Here is a 21712-nt window from a genome sequence, read left to right as displayed (position 1 = left end):
GGAGTGCTGTTGGACAGCCTCCAGGCCGGGAATCGGGGCTATTCGACCGTGTCGGTCGATTCGCTCCAGACTGCCTTCCGGGCTTCGGATTCCTGCACTTTCCTGTAGAGCAGGGCGCCTGCAACAGCTACTACAACAACCAGCAACTTCTTCACATGCACCCCGTTCCGGTTCGGTATTACCCGAACCTTTACTAAAACCTATGCAGGTTCCGTGGGCGTACCAGGACTTGAACCTGGGACCTCTTCGTTATCAGCGAAGCGCTCTAACCGCCTGAGCTATACGCCCCGATGCCTCATCGGGCCGAGACATGACTTTACAGCACATCCCGGCCCGATCTCAAATCGAGGCAATTGACCGGACTATTTCCGGAAAATTTGGATCTTTTTTAGTCATCGGTGAGGGTCACGCCGATGCCGCCCACGAGAGTGGCCGAGATGTTGTAAAGGACCGCGGACAGCATGGACAGTGCGGTCAACAACACAACGTTGACCACCGCGATGATGGTGGCAAAGGAGGCCACCTGCCCGAGCGACGCGACCTTCTTCAATTCGAAGCCGGCTCCCTCGGAGCCTGCCAGCGTTCCGAGCAGGCTGTCCACCTGGTCGAAGATTCCGGTCAGGTCAAGGACGGTCCACAACACAATGGCTGCCACCACGGTGACAATGCCCAATGCCACGGACAGGAGGAATGCCATTTTCAGAACCGACCACGGGTCAACCTTGCTGACCAGGAGCCTCGCGCGGCGCACCTTGGCCTTCGGGGCAGGCTTGACCAGGCCGGGAGCGGCCTGTGCGGGCCGCTGGCTGGGTGCACCGGGACGTTGCTGCTGCGCCGGGCGCTGGCCCTGCGGAGGCCGCTGCTGGCCCTGAGCCGGACGCTGCCCCGGAACCACCGGGCGCTGACTGGGAGCACCGGGCGCGGACGGCCGCTGCTGCGGACGCACGGGAGCATTCACGCGCGGAGCGGACGACGGCTGCGCCATCCCGCCTGGTCCGCCGCTGTTCGGCTTGGGATATGAGTCCGAATTACTCACTCGTTACCTCCGGTATTTTCCTCGTCCAGCTCAGTGGCATCCGATAATTCTTCGGACTCCCCGGCCGGTGCTGAATCTGCCTCTGCGGACCCCTCATGTGATCCGGCACCTTCAGCCAACGTTACGTCATCAGCGGCTCCAGCCGGGCTTTCCGCCAGGTTTTCCGCACCGGCTGCGTCCGCCTCATCGGCTTCGAGTCCGCGTTCAGTGTTGCGGGCCACCTCGATGATGCGGTCATTCTTGTCCGGCTTGGCAAAAATGACGCCCATGGTGTCGCGGCCCTTGGCGGGGACTCCGGCCACCGATGAACGGACCACCTTCCCGCCCTCCATGACCACAAGGACCTCGTCCTCTTCCTGGACGATGAGGGCGCCAACCAGATGCCCCCGCTCCTCCTGGTACTTGCCAACTTTGATGCCCAGGCCGCCGCGGCCCTGCAACCGGTATTCCTCCACCGCAGTCCGTTTGGCATAGCCGCCCTCGGTGACGATGAAAACGAACGACCCGTCCTTCACAACGTCGGCCGTGAGCAGTTCATCGTCGTCGCGGAACTTCATGCCGGTGACACCGGAAGTTGCCCGTCCCATGGGGCGCAGTGCCTCGTCGGTGGCGGTGAAGCGGATCGATTGCCCCATCCTGGAAACCAGCATGAGGTCGTCCGTTTCGGAGACAAGTTGTGCGGAGACAAGCTCGTCTCCCTCACGCAGGTTGATTGCGATGACGCCCGCGGAGCGGTTGGTGTCGTAGTCTTCGAGCCGGGTCTTCTTCACCAGCCCACGCTTGGTGGCCAGCACCAGGTACGGCGAATGCTGGTAGTCCCGAAGGTCAAGAACCTGCGCGATGTGCTCATCAGGCTGGAACGCCAGCAGGTTGGCCACGTGCTGCCCCTTGGCGTCCCGTCCGGCCTCGGCCAGTTCATAGGCCTTGGCCCGGTAGACGCGTCCCAGGTTGGTGAAGAACAGCAGCCAATGGTGAGTTGTGGTGACGAAGAAGTGTTCCACGACGTCATCGCCGCGCAGTTGGGCACCCTTGATTCCCTTGCCGCCGCGCTGCTGCGAGCGGTAGTTGTCGCTGCGGGTGCGCTTGACATAGCCGCCCCGGGTGATGGTCACCACCATTTCCTCTTCGGGAATCAGGTCCTCCATGGACATATCACCGTCGAATCCCATGAGGACCTTTGTGCGGCGGTCGTCGCCGTGCTTAGCCACGATCTCGCCCAGTTCGGTGCTGATGATCTCGCGCTGGCGCTCCTCGGAAGCGAGGATCGAGTTGTACTCGGTGATCATGGCTTCGAGCTCGGAGTGTCGGTCCTGGATCTTCTGGCGTTCCAAGGCCGCAAGCCGGCGCAGCTGCATGTCCAGGATGGCGCGCGCCTGGAGTTCGTCGATGTCCAGAAGCTGCATCAGCCCGTCGCGGGCAGCTTCTGTGGTGTTCGACGCCCGGATCAGTGCGATGACTTCGTCGAGCGCGTCGAGCGCCTTGAGGAGGGCACGCAGGATGTGCGCTTCTTCCTCGGCTTTCCGCAGCCGGTAGCGCGTGCGCCGCGCAATGACGTCCATCTGGTGCGTAACCCAGTGGCGGATGAACGCGTCAAGGCTCAGTGTGCGGGGAACCCCGTCGACGATCGCCAGCATGTTGGCTGCGAAGTTGTCCTGCAGCTGGGTGTGCTTGTACAGGTTGTTCAAGACCACCTTGGCAACGGCATCGCGCTTGAGCACGATCACGAGGCGCTGGCCGGTACGGCCGGAGGTCTCATCGCGGAGGTCGGCGATGCCGGAGATCTTGCCGTCCTTGACGAGTTCGGCGATCTTGATGGCCAGGTTGTCCGGGTTGGCCTGGTATGGCAGCTCGGTGACCACCAGGCACGTCCGGCCCTGGAGCTCCTCCACGTTGACCACGGCCCGCATGGTGATGGAACCGCGGCCGGTGCGGTACGCATCCTCGATGCCCTTGTGGCCGAGGATGGTGGCGCCCGTTGGGAAATCGGGGCCCTTGATGCGCTTGATCAGTTCTTCGAGCAAGTCTTCGCGGCTTGCCGTCGGATTCGCCAGGTACCACTGGACGCCGTCTGCGACTTCGCGGAGGTTATGCGGCGGTATGTTGGTTGCCATTCCGACGGCGATGCCCGAGGAACCGTTGACCAACAGGTTCGGGAAACGCGCCGGCAGGATGGTGGGTTCCTGGTTCTTGCCGTCGTAGTTGTCCTGGAAGTCGACGGTTTCCTCGTCGATGTCTCGGACCATTTCCATCGCCAGCGGAGCCATTTTTGTTTCGGTGTATCGGGGGGCAGCCGCACCGTCGTTGCCTGGTGAGCCAAAGTTGCCTTGGCCTAGTGCCAGCGGGTAGCGCATGGTCCAGTCCTGGATCAGGCGGACCAGGGCATCGTAGATGGCGGTATCGCCGTGCGGGTGGTACTGACCCATGACTTCGCCCACCACACGGGCGCACTTGTTGAAGGATCGGTCCGGGCGGTAGCCACCGTCGAACATGGCATACAGCACGCGGCGGTGCACCGGCTTGAGCCCGTCGCGGACGTCCGGCAGGGCACGTCCCACGATCACGGCCATGGCGTAGTCGAGGTAGGAGCGCTGCATTTCCGTCTGGAGGTCCACCTGCTCGACGCGGTCAGTCAGCACGTCTCCCTCAAGGACAGGCTCGCCGGCGTTCGATCCGGCAGGGACCTCGGGTGTTTCGTCACTCATAGTCTATATTTTCCGTTTCAGGTATATATCGGTCCAGGAATATGCACGCCCGTGTTGGCGCCTAGATATCGAGGAACCGAACGTCCTTGGCGTTCTGCTGGATGAAGTTACGGCGCGATTCCACGTCCTCGCCCATGAGCACGGTGAAGATCTGGTCCGCGGCCAGTGCGTCGTCCATGGTGACCTGCAGCAGGGTCCGGTGGTCAGGATCCATAGTGGTGTCCCAGAGCTCGGTGTAGTCCATCTCGCCGAGGCCCTTGTAGCGCTGAATGCCGTTGTCCTTGGGAATGCGGCGGCCCGCAGCCTGGCCGGATACCAGCTTCGCGTCTCGTTCACGATCGCTGTACACGTAGTCGTGTGGGGCATTGGACCACTTGATCCGGTACAGCGGGGGCTGGGCGAGGTAGACGTAGCCGTTTTCGATCAACGGGCGCATATAGCGGAACAGCAGGGTCATCAGCAGCGTGGTGATGTGCTGGCCGTCCACGTCGGCATCGGCCATGAGGACGATCTTGTGGTAGCGCAGCTTGCTGAGGTCGAAGTCCTCCCCGATGCCTGTGCCGAACGCAGTGATCATGGACTGGACCTCGTTGTTACCAAGGGCCTTGTCCAGGCGGGCGCGCTCAACGTTCAGGATCTTGCCGCGCAGCGGAAGGATGGCTTGCGTTTCCGGGTTGCGGCCGCGCTTGGCCGAACCACCCGCCGAGTCACCCTCCACGATGTAGACCTCGCATTTTTCCGGGTCCTTGGAGGAACAATCCGACAGCTTACCCGGCATGCCGAAGGACTCCAGCGGGCTCTTGCGGCGGGCATTGTCGCGGGCCTTGCGGGCGGCCATCCGGGCCTGCGCTGCGGAAATTGCCTTGCGGATAACGTCGCGGGCGGGCCCGGGGTTGCGCTCCAGCCAGTCGCCCAGACCGTCGGTGACCACGCGCTGGACGAAGCCCTTGACCTCGGAGTTTCCGAGTTTGGTCTTGGTCTGTCCTTCGAACTGCGGCTCGGCCAGCTTTACGGAAATTACGGCTGTAAGGCCTTCGCGGATGTCATCACCCGTGAGGTTGTCGTCCTTTTCCTTGATGATGTTTTTTTCCCGCGCATAGCGGTTGATGAGCGACGTCATGGCCGCGCGGAAGCCCTCTTCGTGGGTTCCACCCTCATGTGTATTGATGGTGTTGGCGTACGTGTGGACGCTCTCGGAATACGCGTTGGTCCACTGCATCGCCATTTCGAGGGCGATTTTTCGTTCCTTGTCCTCGGTTTCGAAGGCGATGACGTCCTCATGGACCACATCAACCTTCTTGCCGGAATTCAGGTGCTTCACATAGTCCAGAAGGCCGTCGTCGTACTGGTAGACCACGGTGTGGAACTCAGCGGGGACCTCCCCTTCGGTGGGGACCGCGTCCAGGTCCAGGTCAGCCTCTCCGGACGGCTCTTCCGTGGCCCGGCGCTCGTCGGTGAGTGTGATGCGCAGGCCCTTGTTCAGGAACGCCATCTGCTGGAAACGCGCACGCAGCGTCTCGAAGTCGAATTCGGTGGATTCGAAGATGCTGGCATCAGGGTAGAACGTCTGTGTGGTGCCTGTTTCGCTGGTGGCCTCACCCTTGATCAAGCCGCCCTGGGGTTTGCCGCCGTCGGCGAAGGACATCCGCCAGACATGCCCCTGGCGCCGTACCTCGGTGTCGACCCGGCTGGAGAGGGCGTTGACCACAGAAATACCTACGCCATGGAGACCGCCGGACACCGCATAGCCGCCGCCGCCGAACTTTCCGCCGGCGTGCAGGATGGTCATCACCACCTCCACCGTGGGTTTGTGCTCGGTGGGGTGCATGTCCACGGGAATACCGCGGCCGTTATCCACCACCTTGACCCCGCCGTCCGCCTGGAGAACGATTTCGATGTGGGTGCAGTAGCCTGCCAGCGCCTCATCCACGGAGTTGTCCACCACTTCGTACACAAGGTGGTGGAGGCCGCGTGGCCCGGTGGATCCGATGTACATACCGGGGCGTTTGCGAACGGCTTCGAGTCCCTCAAGGACCGTAATGTCGCTGGCACCGTATTCCCTGCGCGGAGTAGCCTCTGCCGGCGCCCCAGTTGTAGGTGTCTCCTCAGCTGCGGGTTCCGCTGCCAGGGTCTCTGCATTGTCGTTAGCCACAGGCGCTTTCGACTCCTCTATGTTCGTATGGCCGGCCGTCACCCCTCCGATAGAAGAGGCCTCGGCCAACAGGCACGTCACTGAAGGCGCCACTGAATCGATCGACTGGTGGAACCGCACCCGGCCACCGAAAAAGCGCCGGAAAACGGACTCAGTCAACGTTTCACCGGCGCCCAGTTATCTCCCTTGATTCTACCGTGCGGAGAGCCTAATCCCACATTCCGAGGCCGCAAACACGGAGGAAAGTGGCGCTGACAGGCCTTTGATTCGGTCTGCAAGGCTCCAGCGGTACCGTTGCTGGGTTCCTATACGACTCCGGGGCGTTGAAGCGCCCTACACGGCGCCCGGCGTTTTTTCAAGAGTTTAGGACCCGGGCTGCACGCCACGGGCCGCGGGTTCTCCACCCCGATTACCCGTAGGTGTCGCGCGGACCGCGTCCATTGACGGTTCGCCCGCCCTTCCGCCAGCTTGGCGCCGCCGGTCCAAGCACCTGGATCTTGGTGACCACGCCCTCGCCCAATTCGGAGCGGAATTTTTCCAGGAGGCTGAAACTGAGCAGGCGCAGCTGCGTGGCCCAGGCCGTGGAATCGCATCGTACGTGGAGCGTCGTGTCTGTGAAGCTCTCCGGCGTGCAGTGGGCGGAAATTTCCGGCCCCACAAGGGTGCCCCACTCCGCCATCACCGATCCGACGGCGACGGGTGAGGTCCACCCTCGTTCGGCCACAAGTCTTCCCACCACCTTGCCCAGACCCAGTGGGTCCCGGCCCGTGCCATGGAACTGGGCGAAGCCACGGGTGCCTGCGCCGCTGCGCCCCGGCTTTTTGGTGCCGCCCGCGGGCGTGGGGTACTTCCGACGGATTTCGCCGCGGGCGGCCGCGGCCTCGCGCATTCGATTGAGGGCGGCCTGTGCGGCGTCGATGGCGTCGGGGTCCCGGCCCGGTTGCAGGCCGCCGTCGGTATCCTTATTCATCGAGATTCCGGTTCATCGATTCCTCCCGGGACAACCGTCACCCGCCGCCCGTCCAGTTCTTCGGGAATATCGGCTTCGACGGCAGCCGTCACCAGTACCTGCTCGGCACCGGAAACTATTGCGGCCAGTTTACGCCGGCGCTGAATATCCAGCTCGGCGAAAACGTCATCCAATATCAGGATCGGCGCCGACCCGCCGGTTCGCGCGTCGTCAAGCATCACGTAGTACGAGGCCAACCGCAACGACAGACACATGGACCACGTCTCACCGTGTGAGGCGTATCCCTTGGCCGGGGCCTCGCCGAGGACCAGCTCCAACTCGTCCCTGTGGGGTCCCACCAGGGAAATACCACGTTCCAGTTCCCGGCGTCGCGCAAGCGCGAATGCCTGGATGTATCGAGCGGTGAGTTCATCCACTGACAGTCGATCCAAGTCTTCAGACTGCACGACGCCGGCCTCGTCGCCGAACCCCGCCGGCGCGGCGGCGCCGTCGTCATCCAGCAGATCCTGGATGGTGGACCGGTAGATGGCATCCGCTTCCTTGGATCCGTCGGTCAGCTGTGCGTAGGCATTTTTCAGATGCGGGCGCAGACGTTCAACAAGCTCCAGGCGTGCGTGCAATAGCTCGGCACCTGCGCGGGCCATGTGGTGGTCCCATACATCGAGCGTTGCTTCGTGGCCCGATGTGAACTTCCCGGCGCGGGCGGATTTCAGCAACGCGTTGCGTTGTTTCAGCACGCGGTCGTAGTCGCTTCGAGTGGCCGCATGGCGGGGCACCAGGCTGACAAGGAGTTCGTCGAGGAACCTGCGCCGGTTGGAGGGGTCACCCTTAACCAGCGCCAGGTCTTCCGGGGCAAAAAGCACTGTCTGGCAGATCCCCAGGATGTCGCGGGCCCGCACGGGATTACTACGGTTGATGCGCCCGCGGTTGGCGCGGCTACCGTTAATTTCCAGTTCCAGGACCGTTGACTGTTCTCCGCGGACCAGCTTGGCGCGGATCAACGCCCGGTCGGTACCGAACCGCAGTAGCGGAGCATCCGAACTGACCCGGTGGGAACTCAGCGTGGCCAGGTAGCCGATGGCCTCCATGAGATTGGTCTTGCCGATGCCGTTGGACCCCACCAGCACGGTGACGCCGGGCGCCAAAGTGAGATCCACTTGGGCGTAGCTGCGGAAATCAGTCAGCGAAAGTTTTTCTAGGTACACGCCGTCTTCAGGATTCCCAAAGTGTCCAAAGCGCTGATGCTACTTCGCCGGCCGCGTGGCGTGGCCGCCGAACTGATTACGGAGGGCGGACACCATCTTCATGGCCGGGGAGTTGTCCTCGCGGGATGAAAAACGGGCGAAGAGGGCAGCTGTGATGGCCGGAGCCGGCACCGCGTTGGCTATTGCCTCTTCAACGGTCCAGCGTCCTTCGCCGGAATCTTCGACATAGTCGTCAATTGAGGCCAGTCCCGGATCTTCATCCAGGGCCTTGACCATCAGGTCCAGCAGCCAGGACCGGACAACCGTGCCCTTTTGCCACGCTCGGAACGTCCCCGGCAGGTCGGTGACGATGTCCTTGGCTGCGAGCAGCTCGTAGCCTTCGGCGTAAGCCTGCATGAGGCCGTATTCGATCCCGTTGTGCACCATTTTGGCGTAGTGCCCGGCTCCGATGCCGCCCACATGAACGAAGCTGTCAGCTCGGTCGCCCTCGGGCCGCAGGACATCAAAGACAGGGAGTGCGCGTTCGATATCGGCGGCGTCGCCGCCAGCCATCAGCCCGTAGCCGTTCTGGAGGCCCCAGACTCCGCCGGAGACACCGCAGTCAGCAAAGTGGATGCCTTTTTCGGCCAGGGCCGCGCCATGCTTTTGGTCTTCTGTGAACCGCGAGTTACCGCCATCAATGACCAGGTCACCGGCCTCGAGCTTTTCCCCCAGTTCGGTAATCACGGCATCAGTGATTTCGCCGGATGGGACCATCACCCAGACGATGCGTGGAACCGGTACGGCAGCGATCAGTTCTTCCACGGAGGCCACGTCTGTCAGCTCTGGATTGCGGTCAAGACCGGTCACCTCGATTCCACCCTTGCGCAGGCGTTCGCGCATGTTGAAACCCATTTTTCCGAGACCGATCAGTCCGATGTGCACGGTGTGAACTCTTTTCTGCGCTGGTGTTGAGATGGGGCTACCTGGTCTCCCCAACTAGCTCGCATTAGATGCCGTTATAGGAGCCCATAACGGCATTAATTGCGAGCTAGTTGGGGAGGCGTACCGGCATGACCAGATAACGGTAGTCGTCCTGGTCCTCACCGTCGGCATCGACCTGCGCGGTGATCATGGCTGGCTTCGGAGCGGTGGTGAAGGAGAAACGAACGTACTTGGTCTCGATCACGCTGAGTCCTTCCACCAGGTAGTGGGGGTTGAACGCCACAGTGATGTCTTCGCCGGTGAGTTGCGCCTCGAGTTCTTCCGACGCCTGGGCGTCCTCGCCGGTGCCGGCGTCGAGGTTGAGCTGGCCCTGCGTGAATACCAAGCGCACTGGAGTGTTGCGCTCCGCCACCAGGGACACACGCCGAACTGCCTCAACAAGTTCCTGGGTCTGAACGGTGGCGTGGATCGGGGTGGAATCCGGAAACAGTGAGCGGATCTTCGGGTAATCGCCGTCCACCAGCAGGGACGTTGTGGTGCGACCGCCGCTTTCGAAACCGATCAATCGGCTGTCGTCGTCGGCGAGGGCAATGTTGATGTCTCCGCTGCCGCCGAGGGTCTTGGCGACCTCATTGAGCGTTTTGGCCTTGACCAGGGCGCTGGTCGAGATTCCGGGATTGACGGGCTTCCAGGGAACTTCGCGCATGGCCAGCCGGTATCGGTCCGTGGCGAGGAGCGTGATGAGGCCGTCTTCGATTTCCATGCGCACGCCGGTCAGGATGGGCAGCGTGTCGTCTTTGCTGGCCGCGATGATGACCTGGGAGACGGCCTGGGCGAAGGAGTCGCCAGGAACTGTTCCGCTGATGGTGGGGAGCGCCGGGAGCGGTGGGTACTCAGCCTCAGGCATTGTGGCCAGGTGAAAACTACTGCGGCGGCAGGTGAGCGTGACTTTGTTGCCATCGGTTTCGATGTCCACGGGAGCCGAAGGAAGGCTGCGGCAGATATCGGCAAGCAAACGCCCGGAAACCAGGATGGTTCCCTCCACGCTGATATCGGCCGGGATTTCAAGCCTCGCCGACGTTTCGTAGTCAAAACTGGACAAGCTCACGGTGCCGGCTGCGGCCTTGAGGAGAAGTCCTGAAAGGACCGGGACGGGCGGCCGCGGAGACAACGACCGGGCTGTCCAGGTGACGGCTTCTGCCAGGACGTCCCGTTCGACTCTGAACTTCACGGAAGGGTGCCGCCTTTCATTGCTGCTGCTTTCATCGCCAAAACTCGCCGAACTTTGTCGAAATCCATCGAAACGTAAGTGTCCTCACCCATTGGGAGGCCGGCGCCGTGACGTTGAATCACAAGTCCGGTCCGGGAGGGACGCACTCCAGACAGCTTAGCGTCATGAGCCCGGTTCTCCCATCCCCGGGGTTACATCCGTGTGGTTCCGACCGGCCTGGCTGGGCAGTGTGCGGGAGGCGAATCGAAACTGTTGTTTGAGGGAATTTCATTTTCTTGGGATTAGTAGTGTTAATAACTGCTGTGGAAACTGTGGATAACCCAGTTTCGCGGCACGATTCCGGGGTTAAGCCCTGTTCATCCGTTGTGGGCTAAACAGGTTTTAAACAGGGTGTGGATGGGGACAACTTTTTGGGCGACTTCGCCGATCCACAGCTGCCTTAAGGGTTTTAAGCCCATTAACCCCGGTTGTCCCCTTAACTATCCACAGGCTTATCCACATGCACCTGTTAATAAGGTAAGGAGACGGCGGTTCAGGAATCCCGTTGCTGCTGTTTGATCCGGTTGGTCAGCTCGGTCACCTGGTTGTAGATCACACGTCGCTCGGCCATAAGCTCGCGGATCTTGCGGTCTGCGTGGATCACGGTGGTATGGTCGCGTCCGCCGAGCTCCTGCCCTATTTTCGGCAGGGACATATCCGTCAGCTCCCGGCACAGGTACATGGCGATCTGGCGTGCCGTCACCAGGGTCCGCGTGCGCGACTTGCTGCAGAGCTCTTCCATGCTGAGCTTGAAGTAGTCGGCGGTCTGGGTCAGGATCTGCACGGACGTGATTTCTTGGGCGCCGTCGTCCGTGATGAGGTCCTTGAGCACCATCTCCGCAAGGGCCACATCAACCGGCTGTCGGTTGAGGCTGGCGAAGGCGGTGACCCGGATCAGAGCGCCTTCGAGTTCCCGGATGTTGCTGGAAATCTTGGATGCTATGTACTCCAAGGCATCATCAGGGGCTGAGAGGCCCTCGCTGAGCGCTTTTTTGCGAAGAATCGCGATTCGGGTCTCCAATTCCGGCGGCTGGATGTCGGTCAGGAGACCCCACTCGAAGCGTGACTTCATGCGGTCCTCAAACCCCGCCAACAGCTTGGGCGGCTGGTCCGAGGTGATGACAACCTGCTTGTTGTTGTTGTGCAATGCGTTGAAGGTGTGGAAAAACTCCTCCAGCGTCCGGTCTTTGCCGGCGAGAAACTGAATGTCATCGATCAGCAGAACATCAACGTTGCGGTAGGTGGTCTTGAAGCTCGTGCCTTCGTCGTCCCGGATGGAGTTGATGAAGTCATTGGTGAACTCCTCGGAGTTCACGTAGCGGACCCGGATGCCGCTGTAGAGCCTGCGGGCGTAGTGGCCGATCGCGTGCAACAAATGGGTCTTGCCGAGTCCCGAGTCGCCATAAATGAACAGCGGGTTGTAGGCCTTTGCCGGGGCTTCGGCCACCGCGACGGCGGCCGCATGGGCGAAGCGGTTGGAGGAGCCAATCACGAATGTGTCGAACACGTACTTAGGGTTGAGGCGGCCGAACTCGTGGGAGGTGCTTGGCAGCATGGGCTGCGGCTTCAACTCCACCAGGGGGTCCGTTGCGAGGGACAGTTCGACGGCGGGTTCCGGCTCCGTGTGGAGGGGAACCAGGTCCGTGTCGACGTCAATGGCGCAGCGGATGTCGTCCGAGAAGACATTGTGCAGGGCGTCATCCAGCGCTTCTTTCACCTGAGTCTGGAGTACCTCGCGGGTGAGCTCGTTGGGGACTGCCACCAGGAGCGTGGAACCGATCAGTCCTTGGGCCTGGGCGAGGATGACGAAGCCCCGCTGGCGCGGTGAAACCCGGTGGTCCTGCTCCAGAAGACTCACAACCCGCCGCCAGGAACTTCCGACAGTGTTCGCGTGGTTGGCTTCGTCTACTGTCATCAATCAGTTCCTCAAACTTGCTTGCCTGCATTACCTGCAGCCACAAGTCCTGAACCAGCGTGCTGGTCCTGGCTTATATCCACAGGGTTATGCACAGTGCGTGGATAATCGGCTACTGAGCCACTGTAGGGGATAAAAAACCCAGAAGATAGCTGGGTGCGGCCTTGTGGATAATTACACGGTTGTGGTTCGAAAATGGGCCCTGTGACTCACTTCATCCACAGGCTCGAGACCGGGGTTAACCACAGGGTGGGCGCCTCAGTGAAGGATGGTCCAGTTTGACTCAGGGGTTCACTTGGCCCTAACGTTGTGAAGTCCTTTGTGTACGCTTTTCGACCTCATCTGAATCTCTCTGACGTTCTGCGTCCTACGAGCCGAGGGCAGCGTGCATATACAAAACTTAGCGTCGGCCAGTTCTTCCCCTTTTTGATCGGGTGGGCGCACCTTTGATCCACTGGAGTAACTAACGTGAGCAAGCGGACTTTTCAGCCGAATAACCGCCGTCGAGCCAAGAAGCACGGCTTCCGCCTTCGTATGCGTACCCGTGCCGGCCGTGCCATCCTGGCAGCCCGTCGTGGCAAGGGCCGCACCGAACTGTCGGCCTAAATAACTGACTCGTCGGTCTACATTCCTTTGCGAGTTTAACGGTGCTAGCCACCCGGAACCGTCTCAGGACCTCAACCGATTTTTCAACAACCGTACGTTCCGGTGTCCGCAATGGACGCCGGAACGTAGTGTTATATACGGCAGCTATTGTTGCCGGGGAACCGAGCCGGATCGGATTCATCGTTTCCAAGAGTGTTGGGAACGCTGTTGTCAGGAACCTCGTTAAGAGGAGACTGAGGGAAGCCGGCGCTTTGTCGTTGCAGGAATACGGCACCGGGTTCGCAATTGTGGTCCGGGCGTTGCCTGCGGCTGCAACCGCAACCTGGGACGATCTGCTGGCAGATTACAACGCCGCTCTCGAAACAACCATGAGACGGCTGGGTGGACGCCTTCCTCGGGCCGCTTCATCGGTTTCACAGGACACAACACAGGAAGGGACACCGCGTGCGTAACTCAACTGCCGCCGTCGTCCGTTTCTTCCAGTTCGCAACCGCGAACCTGGGCAGGATGCTCTGGAACCTGCCCAAAAACATCCTGATTCTCTTGCTCTTGGCCTATCGCAAGGTGGTTTCTCCCTTGTACGGTCAGGTCTGCCGTTTTTTCCCCAGCTGTTCGGCCTACGCCCTCGAGGCGATCACGGTTCACGGTGCTGTGAAGGGAAGTTGGCTCGCTGCCCGGCGCCTGGTGCGCTGCCATCCATGGAATGACGGTGGAGTGGACCATGTCCCCGCCGGCCACCGGGAATGGCCCGAAGGCCGAACCCCCACAATTGTTGTGCTGAACAATCCGGACAAGTACCTGGCTGCTCAGACTGATGGAGAAGGCCGCATCGCGGCCTAACGAATAGGGATAACGTATGGACATCTTTGGAACAATTCTGGCCCCGTTCAAGTGGCTAGTGTCCGCCATCATGATTGGTTTCCACGACGGACTGAGTGTCCTGGGCTTGCCAGGGGCCAACGGATGGACATGGACCCTGTCGATCATCGGGCTGGTGCTGGTCATCCGCGCCGCCCTTATTCCCGTCTTCGTCAAGCAGATCAAGGCTCAGCGCGGCATGCAGCTGCTCCAGCCTGACCTCAAGAAAATGCAGGACAAATACAAGGGCAAGACCGATCAGCTCTCCCGTCAGGCCATGGCGCAGGAGCAGATGGCCCTGTACAAGAAGCACGGCACCAACCCCTTCTCGGCCTGCCTGCCGATGCTGATCCAGATGCCGTTCTTCTTCGCACTTTTCCAGGTTCTCTCCGGCATCAGCACGGCGAAGCAGGGCGGCCAGGGCATCGGTGCCATGAGCCCGGAACAGGTCAAACAGTTTGACGAGTCGAGCATCTTCGGTGCTCCGCTCTCCGCTTCGCTGCTCCACGGCGGAGGCGGCGATTCACAGGTGATCGTCAGCATTCTGTCGATCGTGATGATCCTGGCCATGACGGCGTCGCAGTTCATCACCCAGAAGCAGATCATGGCGAAGAACATGTCCGAAGAGGCCATGGCCAGTCCGTTCATGCGCCAGCAGAAGATGATGCTCTACATTCTGCCGGTCGTCTTTGGTGTGGGTGGCATCAACTTCCCCATCGGCGTACTGATCTACTGGACCACCACCAACCTGTGGACCATGGGACAGCAGTTCTTCGTGATCCGCCGGATGCCGACGCCGGGCTCCCCCGCCGCGAAAGCCCTGGCCGAGCGCCGGGCTGCCAGGGGCCTGCCGGCGCTGCCCTTGATGGGAGCGAAGAAAGCCGACGCCGAGGCTGCCGAGGCTGCTGCTGCCGCTGCGGCGGAGGCCAGGAGTCAGCGCGTCCAGCCACAACGTAAGAACAGGAAGAAGAAGTAATGTCTGTCGATAGCACCGAAAACGCTGTTTCCGCCGAGGCCCCTGAGGACCAGGACGAAGCCCGGAACGACGCCCAGGATGCGGACAAGGGCACTGCTGCGAGCCGGCTTGAGGAAGAGGGCGACGTCGCCGCCGACTATCTCGAGGAACTCCTGGATATTGCCGATATTGACGGCGATATCGACATTGAGGTCCGTAACGGCCGCACGTACATCTCCATCGTTGCGGAAGAGGATTCCGCCGGACTCGAAAGCCTCGTAGGGCGCGACGGTGAAGTGCTTGAAGCCCTCCAGGAGCTGACCCGCCTGGCCGTGCTATCGGCCACTGAAAACCGTTCGCGGCTGGTCCTGGACATCAATGGTTACCGCCAGGACCGCGCCGGACATCTCCAGAAGATTGCAGAGGATGCCGTGGCCTCGGTGAAGGAATCCGGCGAGGCCGTGGCTCTTGAACCGATGAGCGCCTACGAGCGCAAGATCGTTCACGACGCCGTGGCTGATCTCGGACTTGTCAGCGAATCCGAGGGCGAAGGTGCCGGGAGGCACATCGTTGTCTCCGCAGACTGATAACGCCGGGGCACTGACAATGGTTGAAATGACGCTGGCCGAGCAGAAGGCTGCGGAGGCGATCTTCGGTGACCGATTGGATCTTGCCAAGCGCTACGTTGAGCATTTGGCCACCTCCGGCACGGAACGGGGACTGATCGGCCCGCGCGAAATTCCGAGGCTTTGGAGCCGACACGTTTTGAACTGTGCGGTCATTGAGCGCGAGATCGCCAAGGGAAGCCATGTGGCGGACGTAGGGAGCGGGGCGGGCCTGCCGGGACTTTGCCTGGCCATTGCACGGCCGGATCTTGAATTGACTTTGATCGAGCCCCTGGAGCGTCGAGTGATCTGGCTCCAAGAGGTGATTGACGATCTTGGCCTACACAACGTCACCATAATGCGGACCCGGGCAGAATTGGCCATAGGCATGGTGAACGCCGATGTCGTGACGGCGCGGGCTGTCTCCGCGTTGACGAATCTGGCTGGCTTGACCATTCCCCTCCTTGCCGGCAAAGGCGAAGTCATTGCCATCAAGGGCCGCAGCGCGAGCGAGGAGATCGCAAAGGCGGCCAAGGTGATCCGAAAGCTCGGCGGGGTGCAGACGTCGGTGGTGATGGTCGGTGAAGATCTCCTTGAGGAACCCACTACAGTGGTTCGCATCGTCGTCAATAAGACTCAAAAGATTGCCTAGCCACTGGCCCGGTGCCGCGGGACTGTAACGCGAAGCGGTTAGGCTAGTGAACGGCAGAAAAAGCCGAATGAGAGTGAGTGTGTCACAGTGACCAGTAGCGAAGCCTCCACACAGCGGATCCCCCCGTTTGTGTCCCTGGGGTCCGCGCGGGCTATGGTTGCGCCCTCAATCGCGCAGGCTGATTCATGGAAACACGTGAATTCGGTTTCAAACCGGTCCAAGGCGGCCGGTGTTTCACGTGAAACCGTCGCTCCCGCGGTCCCCAACATCATGGATTCCATCGATGATTCCAGCCCCATTGCCCGTGAGCTGGCTCATGAAAACAAACGCCGCGAGAAATTGATGGGACGCGGACTCCCTAAGCCGGAGAACACCCGGATTTTCACGGTGTCCAACCAGAAGGGTGGCGTGGGTAAGACCACTACCACCGTTAACATCGCAGCTGCTCTTGCAGCAGCAGGCTTGAACGTTCTGGTCATTGACATCGATCCGCAGGGAAATGCCTCGACCGCCCTTGGGATCGAGCATCACGCTGACGTGGACAGCATCTATGACGTTCTGATCAACGACCTGCCGCTCAAGGACGTGGTGGCACAGTGTCCGGACATAGACAACCTCATCTGTGCCCCAGCCACTATTCACCTTGCGGGTGCCGAAATTGAGCTCGTGTCGCTCGTGGCACGCGAGCAGCGGCTCCGCCGCGCAATCGATGTTTATGCCAAAGAGCGTGAAAAGGCCGGCGAGCCGCGGCTCGACTTTATCTTCATCGACTGCCCGCCCAGCCTGGGCCTCCTGACCGTCAATGCCTTCTGTGCAGCCGGGGAGGTTCTCATCCCCATCCAGTGTGAGTACTACGCACTGGAAGGACTGAGTCAGCTTCTTAAGAACATCGAGATGATCCAGAAGCACCTCAATGCTGATCTCGTGGTTTCGACCATCCTCCTGACCATGTATGACGGCCGTACCAACTTGGCGGCCCAGGTTGCGGCCGAGGTGCGCCAGCATTTCCCAAATCAGGTGTTGGGAGCCGTGGTGCCGCGATCGGTCAGGATCTCGGAGGCGCCCAGCTACCAGCAAACAGTCATGACTTACGATCCGTCCTCCAGCGGTGCACTTTCTTACTTGGAAGCCGCAGCGGAAATCGCTGAACGTTAGAATTTTCAACAACTGCACTAGCCAGAGTCGGGTTGCCCCGGCTCTTTCATTGGAGGGATCTATCCATGAGCGATAAGCGACGCGGCCTCGGTCGTGGTCTTGGCGCACTCATTCCAAGTTCCGCCCAAGCGAACACTTCCGGCAACGGTGCAGCGCCTTCCCGCCCTGTCGATCTCTTCTTCCCGGAGTCCAGGAAGAAGCCCTCCACTCCGGCTGAATTCATCATTGAAGAGGATGATGTGGAAGCTCAACGCGTGGACCGTGACATCAGGCAGGTGGGCGATGCCACTACTGTTCCTGTTGCTGGGACCCAGGACGTCCCTGATATTCGTCCGCGCGTAGCGGCCAACGGCAATGCTGCGGATACCGAAGCTTCGTCCAAGTCCTCTTCCCGGAAGCCAACTGCAAAGGCGGCTACGAAATCGCAGCCGGCGAGGGAGATCCCCGCAAGAGCTGGTGCTTCGGTGGAACAGGGGTCCGACCCGTCTGGGGACGATTCCTCTGCTGTAGAGCTGGTTGAAGTTCCCGGCGTGCGGTTTGCCGAAATCCCAGTTGGGGATATTCATCCGAACCGCAAGCAGCCACGTTCCGTCTTTGATGAGGACGACATGGCAGAGTTGATCCACTCCGTCAGGGAGATCGGCGTCCTCCAGCCAATTGTGGTGCGAACTTCAACCGAAGACGGTGGAGAACCCTATGAGCTGGTTATGGGTGAGCGCCGGTGGCGTGCAGTGCAGGCAGCTGGGCTCGAAACGATCCCCGCAATAGTCCGCGACACCACAGATGACGACCTCCTCCGTGATGCACTTCTGGAAAACCTCCACCGAAGCCAGCTCAACCCCTTGGAAGAGGCAGCTGCCTATCAGCAGCTTCTGGAAGACTTTGGTACGACGCATGAGCAGCTGGCGGACCGGATTGGCCGTTCGCGACCGCAGGTTTCCAACACTCTGCGGCTTCTGAAGCTGCCGCCGTTGGTGCAGCGCAGAGTGGCGGCGAATGTGATCTCTGCCGGGCATGCGCGCGCCTTGCTTGCTCTTCCTGACGCCGCTGCTATGGAACGATTGGCCCAGAAAATTGTCGCCGAAGGGATGTCGGTTCGTGCCACGGAAGAGGCCGTGACGTTGTACCAGAGCACCTCAACGCCGACGAAGAACAACGTCCCCCGTCCCGGTGCACGTCACGAGCGGCTGGACTACCTCGCATCGTCCCTGTCCGACCGCTTGGACACAAACGTTAAAATCTCGCTGGGAGCCAGGAAGGGCCGCGTGAGCATTGAATTCGCGAGTGTCGATGATTTGAACCGAATCATGGAAGTACTCACGCCGGGCTCTCCCAACTAGTAGAACGACTTGTACTGAAAATAGGGTTTGTTTCACGTGAAACAAACCCTATTCTCGTAACGGTCTGCTGTAATTCCGATCAATCTCAATGTGGTCTGGCGATGCCCCGCACTTGACCACCTCGAAGGGTTGTCGGGGCAGTTTCGTACACTAGCCGGCACGGACTCGGGCCGTTGTTCTTCACCCCAGCTTATAGTCCAGACGATGTCTACCATCGAGGCTCCAAGGCGGAGACGGCCAGCAGGCTCTCCACGACGCCCTGTCCTGGCACTTGCTGTGCGCAAACACATTCTTACATGGGCGATGCTCTACTACTACCGCTGATGCAGCACCGCGGAAAGGTGGAACTTCGGTGTGTCATCGCACAGCCCGCGTGATGGGCAGACAGGCGGGCTGTGGCCGGGAAACTTGTTTCACGTGAAACAACGTACTGTCCCGGTTATCGTGCCAGACGCACCACCCCGGTTGAACGCCAGCCGGCCCACGTTATGCCTTGGTCGGTTTGTTAGACGCCCAGGCGGGAATCCGTCTTCGCGTCGACTGCAGGCCGGTGGGGTCGCGGATATAGGGAAATGACCCTTAGCAGGGAAGGTTCCGGTGCAACGAGTAAAGAATTCGAGATGGTGCGCAGGATGAGGCACTCAGTCAGAGTCCTGCCGTCGTCATTGGTCATATCCGCTCATATGCCTGAGGGGCGCTGAATGCCGCGCTAACCGCCGTGGACTTCATGGGGCGATCATTCCCGCGTTCCTGGCGTCCCGGGGCGACACCAGCCGAAAGGGCCCCAAACCCACCCTCGTAGGGGATGCGACCCTACCGGCGTATCCGATGCCACTGGTGGAAGGGGTTCCCGACCGGTGTCGGCTTGCCGGCGCGCTTACGGCGAGCATTGCCCACCGCTCCAACGTCGTCGCGGGACGCCTGATATTCGCGGACTTCTAATACACGTCCCTGCGCGCCAGGAAAGAGTTACAGTGCCAGGTGCCAGGTGCCAGGTGCCTGCCCGACCCTCCCCCGGAGCAGGGGGCACGTAGGAGAGAAACCGTGTCTATGCATCGGATTTGATTCTAGTCTGCGTGCAAAGTGACTCTGGACTTTACGAATGATCACGTCTGCCATGCGTGATCCATGCTCGACCCGTAGGCGGCTTTCGCGTCCGCGCTCCTGCCGCTGATCGCCTTTCCATTGTCCAGACCGGCATTGGAAAATTTTGGCTTTGGCACAAGCGGCTTGCTCTGCCGTTGGCGAGTACGTGGACGTCGTGATGTTTGGTGATCTCTCACGGCTCGTGGAATATCCCGCCAGGACGATCGGATCTTTTGTGTTCCTGGTGCGCGTGTACCCACCCGGGAGAGGCCCCCGCGCCCGTCCCAGCCAAGATCATGTTTCACGTGAAACGGGGACCCTTGTTCTTCCGCTCGCCAGACCCGGGTGAGCTGCCGGCAGCTGAGGATATGCATCGCATACATCTTGCGCGCGTTGTGGCCCAGGTTGTGGTCATGGCATCGAGTCGAGCGGCCTTACATGGCTACCCCGACTGGCGGCCCTGACCGGAGGACCTGGCTGGGCGGCTGAGATGCGGGTGACGACGCCCGCAGCTAGGTTGGTTGCGCGGCGTGATGAAGATGTTGATCGCTGCCGGGCGTCGCCCGCTTGACCGAGCCCCAGAGATAGCTTCCGGCCTCCAGACGCTAGGTGGTGACTGGTTCGTTGCGTCGCTTTCGGGATAGGCCCCACGCCCTTAGTGCGGATTGGGATGTTCCGCCTTCCTTAGACTGGCGACCATCGCCACCCTTCGGTGTGCGGGAGACGCGGAGGTGCTCGTATCGGGCCGTGTGGTTGAGTTGGTGAACAAGCACTGTGGGCCGACGTTGTCGGGTAGACGTGGTCCGGTGAAGCTCAGACGAACAGTCGCCACGCTGGCGTGGCCCGCGTGGTTCGAAAGAAACGATGTCAGGCTGCCGTCTGTTCCGCAGGGATGCGGCCTGGTCTTGCATTGGGGAAGACATCTCGGCGTTGTGATTTGCACCATCCGGTCTTGGGGACGACCCCAAGAGTTGCCCGGCCAGCGGTGGATAACACGGTGGATATTGCTGTGGATAACTTTGTGGAAAGCACCACCACACCGGCGACTGAATTCGCGAATGAGCGTTGAACCCAGCTGGACGAACGGAGCCCCTCTCGGCGTTGTTTCACGTGAAACGCGATGACCCCGCTTACGACGCCCGAATGAGGCCCAAACGCACCGTTTTTCGCCGAAAAGACAGTTTTTAGGCTCATTTCGTCACATAAGCTACCTGCTACTTCGGCTAACTTGGCATCTCTCGGTGCGAGCCACTTGGCTGAGCCAGCAGACGCATGCAAGGCCCTATTGCTTTAGCCAGCCAAGCCGCTTGCGGCACTGTGGATATAGCTGTGGATAACGTCTGTGGAAAACATGTGCCCTAATGTGTGTTAGGCAATGAACATGCGGGTGTTATCCCCCACAGGTTGGGTCCTTAAATCCTTCGTGGTTGTTCAGCGAACCGTGGAAATCGTCGTTTGGTTGCCACGCGGTGGCGTCGCCCGGTAAGTCAGAACATGAATGAACACTGGTACCTTTTGCGGGTGGGAGCGCCAAGAAGAGGCGTCTGCCGCACTGGGTCGAGGGTGCAGAGCCTCCTGGCGGCAATCGACGTCGAACCCTCCGAAGCTGCCGGTCGACTCTGCCCTGTCGACTGTCGGCAGGAGTTGGTCGCGGCGCGTTACGAGACGTTTGCCGCATCCTGCTGAGAATGGGTGGCCGGGCGTGGACACGCGGATGCTGGCCGGCACGCTAATCCGACCGAACGTGACAGTGTAGGAGCCAGCCCTGCGGTCCCTGTCCGTTCCAGGACTCCCCTGTGCACGCGTAGCGCTTCTCTAGGATAAGGATCCAATCCTTGCGCGACGGGGCAAATCTATGGTCTGGAGGCGGGGCGATTGATCGCGTCTGTTTGGTCGGTGCCCCCACGTCGACAGGAAATCCGTAAGACCGCCTGCGAGGTGTCGTGCGGGTATGGAACAAGTAGGGCTGAACCACTGCCGGCGCGGGTTGGGCGTGCCGCGCCGGCCTGTGGCCTGGCGTGCGCGTCCCGTTGATCGTTCGGGATGCCATGGCATGAGGGTGCTCTCTACAGGCCAGCCCCACCAGCCAGCCACTAAAGTCGGGAACCAAGCGCGTAAGTAAGTGCAGCAGCATGGACCAAGGCGTATGCGATGAGCGGCAAGGATCTGGATGCATGCCTTCGGTCCCGATGGAGCAGCGTGCCGAACGGTGATCCGGGACGGCGGTCTGCGGTGAACCACGAGACCTTGCGGTTCACGGCGCTCCGATGGCTGTCCTTCC

Annotated in this window: 17 protein-coding genes and 1 tRNA gene; 8 read left to right on the top strand and 10 right to left on the bottom strand. The window is 60.9% G+C overall.

Annotated elements, in window-relative coordinates; translation table 11 throughout:
- Positions 1 to 38: 38 nt before the first annotated feature.
- From ACP4XC_RS01075 to dnaA, 10 genes are all read right to left on the bottom strand, one after another.
- Complete coding sequence (locus ACP4XC_RS01075; protein WP_427173046.1) at positions 39 to 155, bottom strand: DLW-39 family protein; 117 nt, start codon at positions 153 to 155, stop codon at positions 39 to 41.
- A gap of 59 nt (positions 156 to 214) precedes the next feature.
- A tRNA-Ile gene (locus ACP4XC_RS01070) sits at positions 215 to 288 on the bottom strand.
- 100 nt (positions 289 to 388) lie between these two features.
- On the bottom strand, positions 389 to 1036 hold the full coding sequence (locus tag ACP4XC_RS01065) for a DUF3566 domain-containing protein (protein WP_427173045.1): 648 nt from the start codon (positions 1034 to 1036) through the stop codon (positions 389 to 391).
- On the bottom strand, positions 1033 to 3738 hold the full coding sequence (gene gyrA / locus ACP4XC_RS01060; RefSeq protein WP_427173044.1) for a DNA gyrase subunit A: 2706 nt from the start codon (positions 3736 to 3738) through the stop codon (positions 1033 to 1035). Before gyrA ends, ACP4XC_RS01065 begins: the two co-directional genes overlap by 4 nt.
- A 61-nt stretch (positions 3739 to 3799) precedes the next feature.
- Entirely contained in the window at positions 3800 to 5890 is a 2091-nt protein-coding gene (gyrB, locus tag ACP4XC_RS01055; protein ID WP_427173043.1) for a DNA topoisomerase (ATP-hydrolyzing) subunit B, read from the bottom strand.
- A gap of 409 nt (positions 5891 to 6299) precedes the next feature.
- On the bottom strand, positions 6300 to 6860 hold the full coding sequence (locus ACP4XC_RS01050; RefSeq protein ID WP_427173041.1) for a DUF721 domain-containing protein: 561 nt from the start codon (positions 6858 to 6860) through the stop codon (positions 6300 to 6302).
- On the bottom strand, positions 6857 to 8065 hold the full coding sequence (gene recF, locus ACP4XC_RS01045) for a DNA replication/repair protein RecF (protein WP_427173040.1): 1209 nt from the start codon (positions 8063 to 8065) through the stop codon (positions 6857 to 6859). The genes ACP4XC_RS01050 and recF overlap by 4 nt, the downstream gene beginning before the upstream one ends.
- Before the next feature lie 39 nt (positions 8066 to 8104).
- Positions 8105 to 8989 carry a phosphogluconate dehydrogenase (NAD(+)-dependent, decarboxylating) gene (gene gnd, locus ACP4XC_RS01040; protein ID WP_427173039.1) on the bottom strand — a complete coding sequence of 295 codons (885 nt, stop codon included), beginning with the start codon at positions 8987 to 8989 and terminating at the stop codon, positions 8105 to 8107.
- 106 nt (positions 8990 to 9095) lie between these two features.
- A complete protein-coding gene (gene dnaN, locus ACP4XC_RS01035; protein WP_427173038.1) occupies positions 9096 to 10220 on the bottom strand; it encodes a DNA polymerase III subunit beta in 1125 nt (374 codons plus the stop codon).
- Positions 10221 to 10752: 532 nt separating this feature from the next.
- Positions 10753 to 12174 (bottom strand): chromosomal replication initiator protein DnaA, encoded by a 1422-nt coding sequence (gene dnaA / locus ACP4XC_RS01030; protein ID WP_427173037.1) that lies wholly within the window; start codon positions 12172 to 12174, stop codon positions 10753 to 10755.
- Positions 12175 to 12642: 468 nt separating this feature from the next.
- On the opposite strand from dnaA, the gene rpmH reads away from it, so the two are divergent.
- From rpmH to ACP4XC_RS00990, 8 genes are all read left to right on the top strand, one after another.
- Positions 12643 to 12780, top strand: a complete 138-nt coding sequence (rpmH, locus tag ACP4XC_RS01025; RefSeq protein ID WP_003800212.1) for a 50S ribosomal protein L34 — start codon at positions 12643 to 12645, stop codon at positions 12778 to 12780.
- A gap of 41 nt (positions 12781 to 12821) precedes the next feature.
- Entirely contained in the window at positions 12822 to 13232 is a 411-nt protein-coding gene (gene rnpA / locus ACP4XC_RS01020) for a ribonuclease P protein component (protein ID WP_427173036.1), read from the top strand.
- Positions 13225 to 13620, top strand: coding sequence for a membrane protein insertion efficiency factor YidD (gene yidD / locus ACP4XC_RS01015; protein WP_427173035.1), 396 nt, complete (start codon positions 13225 to 13227; stop codon positions 13618 to 13620). The genes rnpA and yidD overlap by 8 nt, the downstream gene beginning before the upstream one ends.
- A gap of 16 nt (positions 13621 to 13636) precedes the next feature.
- Positions 13637 to 14614: a membrane protein insertase YidC gene (yidC, locus tag ACP4XC_RS01010; RefSeq protein WP_427173034.1), complete on the top strand. Its 978-nt coding sequence runs from the start codon at positions 13637 to 13639 to the stop codon at positions 14612 to 14614.
- Positions 14614 to 15180, top strand: a complete 567-nt coding sequence (locus ACP4XC_RS01005; protein ID WP_427173033.1) for a protein jag — start codon at positions 14614 to 14616, stop codon at positions 15178 to 15180. Before yidC ends, ACP4XC_RS01005 begins: the two co-directional genes overlap by 1 nt.
- A gap of 19 nt (positions 15181 to 15199) precedes the next feature.
- Positions 15200 to 15850, top strand: coding sequence for a 16S rRNA (guanine(527)-N(7))-methyltransferase RsmG (rsmG, locus tag ACP4XC_RS01000; protein WP_427173032.1), 651 nt, complete (start codon positions 15200 to 15202; stop codon positions 15848 to 15850).
- An 87-nt stretch (positions 15851 to 15937) separates the two neighbouring features.
- Positions 15938 to 17005, top strand: a complete 1068-nt coding sequence (locus ACP4XC_RS00995; protein ID WP_427173031.1) for a ParA family protein — start codon at positions 15938 to 15940, stop codon at positions 17003 to 17005.
- 65 nt (positions 17006 to 17070) lie between these two features.
- The gene (locus ACP4XC_RS00990) at positions 17071 to 18345 is read left to right on the top strand and encodes a ParB/RepB/Spo0J family partition protein (RefSeq protein ID WP_427173030.1); all 1275 of its coding nucleotides are present in this window, start codon (positions 17071 to 17073) and stop codon (positions 18343 to 18345) included.
- Positions 18346 to 21712: the final 3367 nt, after the last annotated feature.

It is taken from the genome of Arthrobacter sp. 92 (genome assembly GCF_050260325.1).
Taxonomy (GTDB): Bacteria; Actinomycetota; Actinomycetes; order Actinomycetales; family Micrococcaceae; genus Arthrobacter.
The sequence above is the reverse complement of the archived record's forward strand: the minus strand, read 5'-3'. Positions and strand labels throughout refer to the sequence as shown.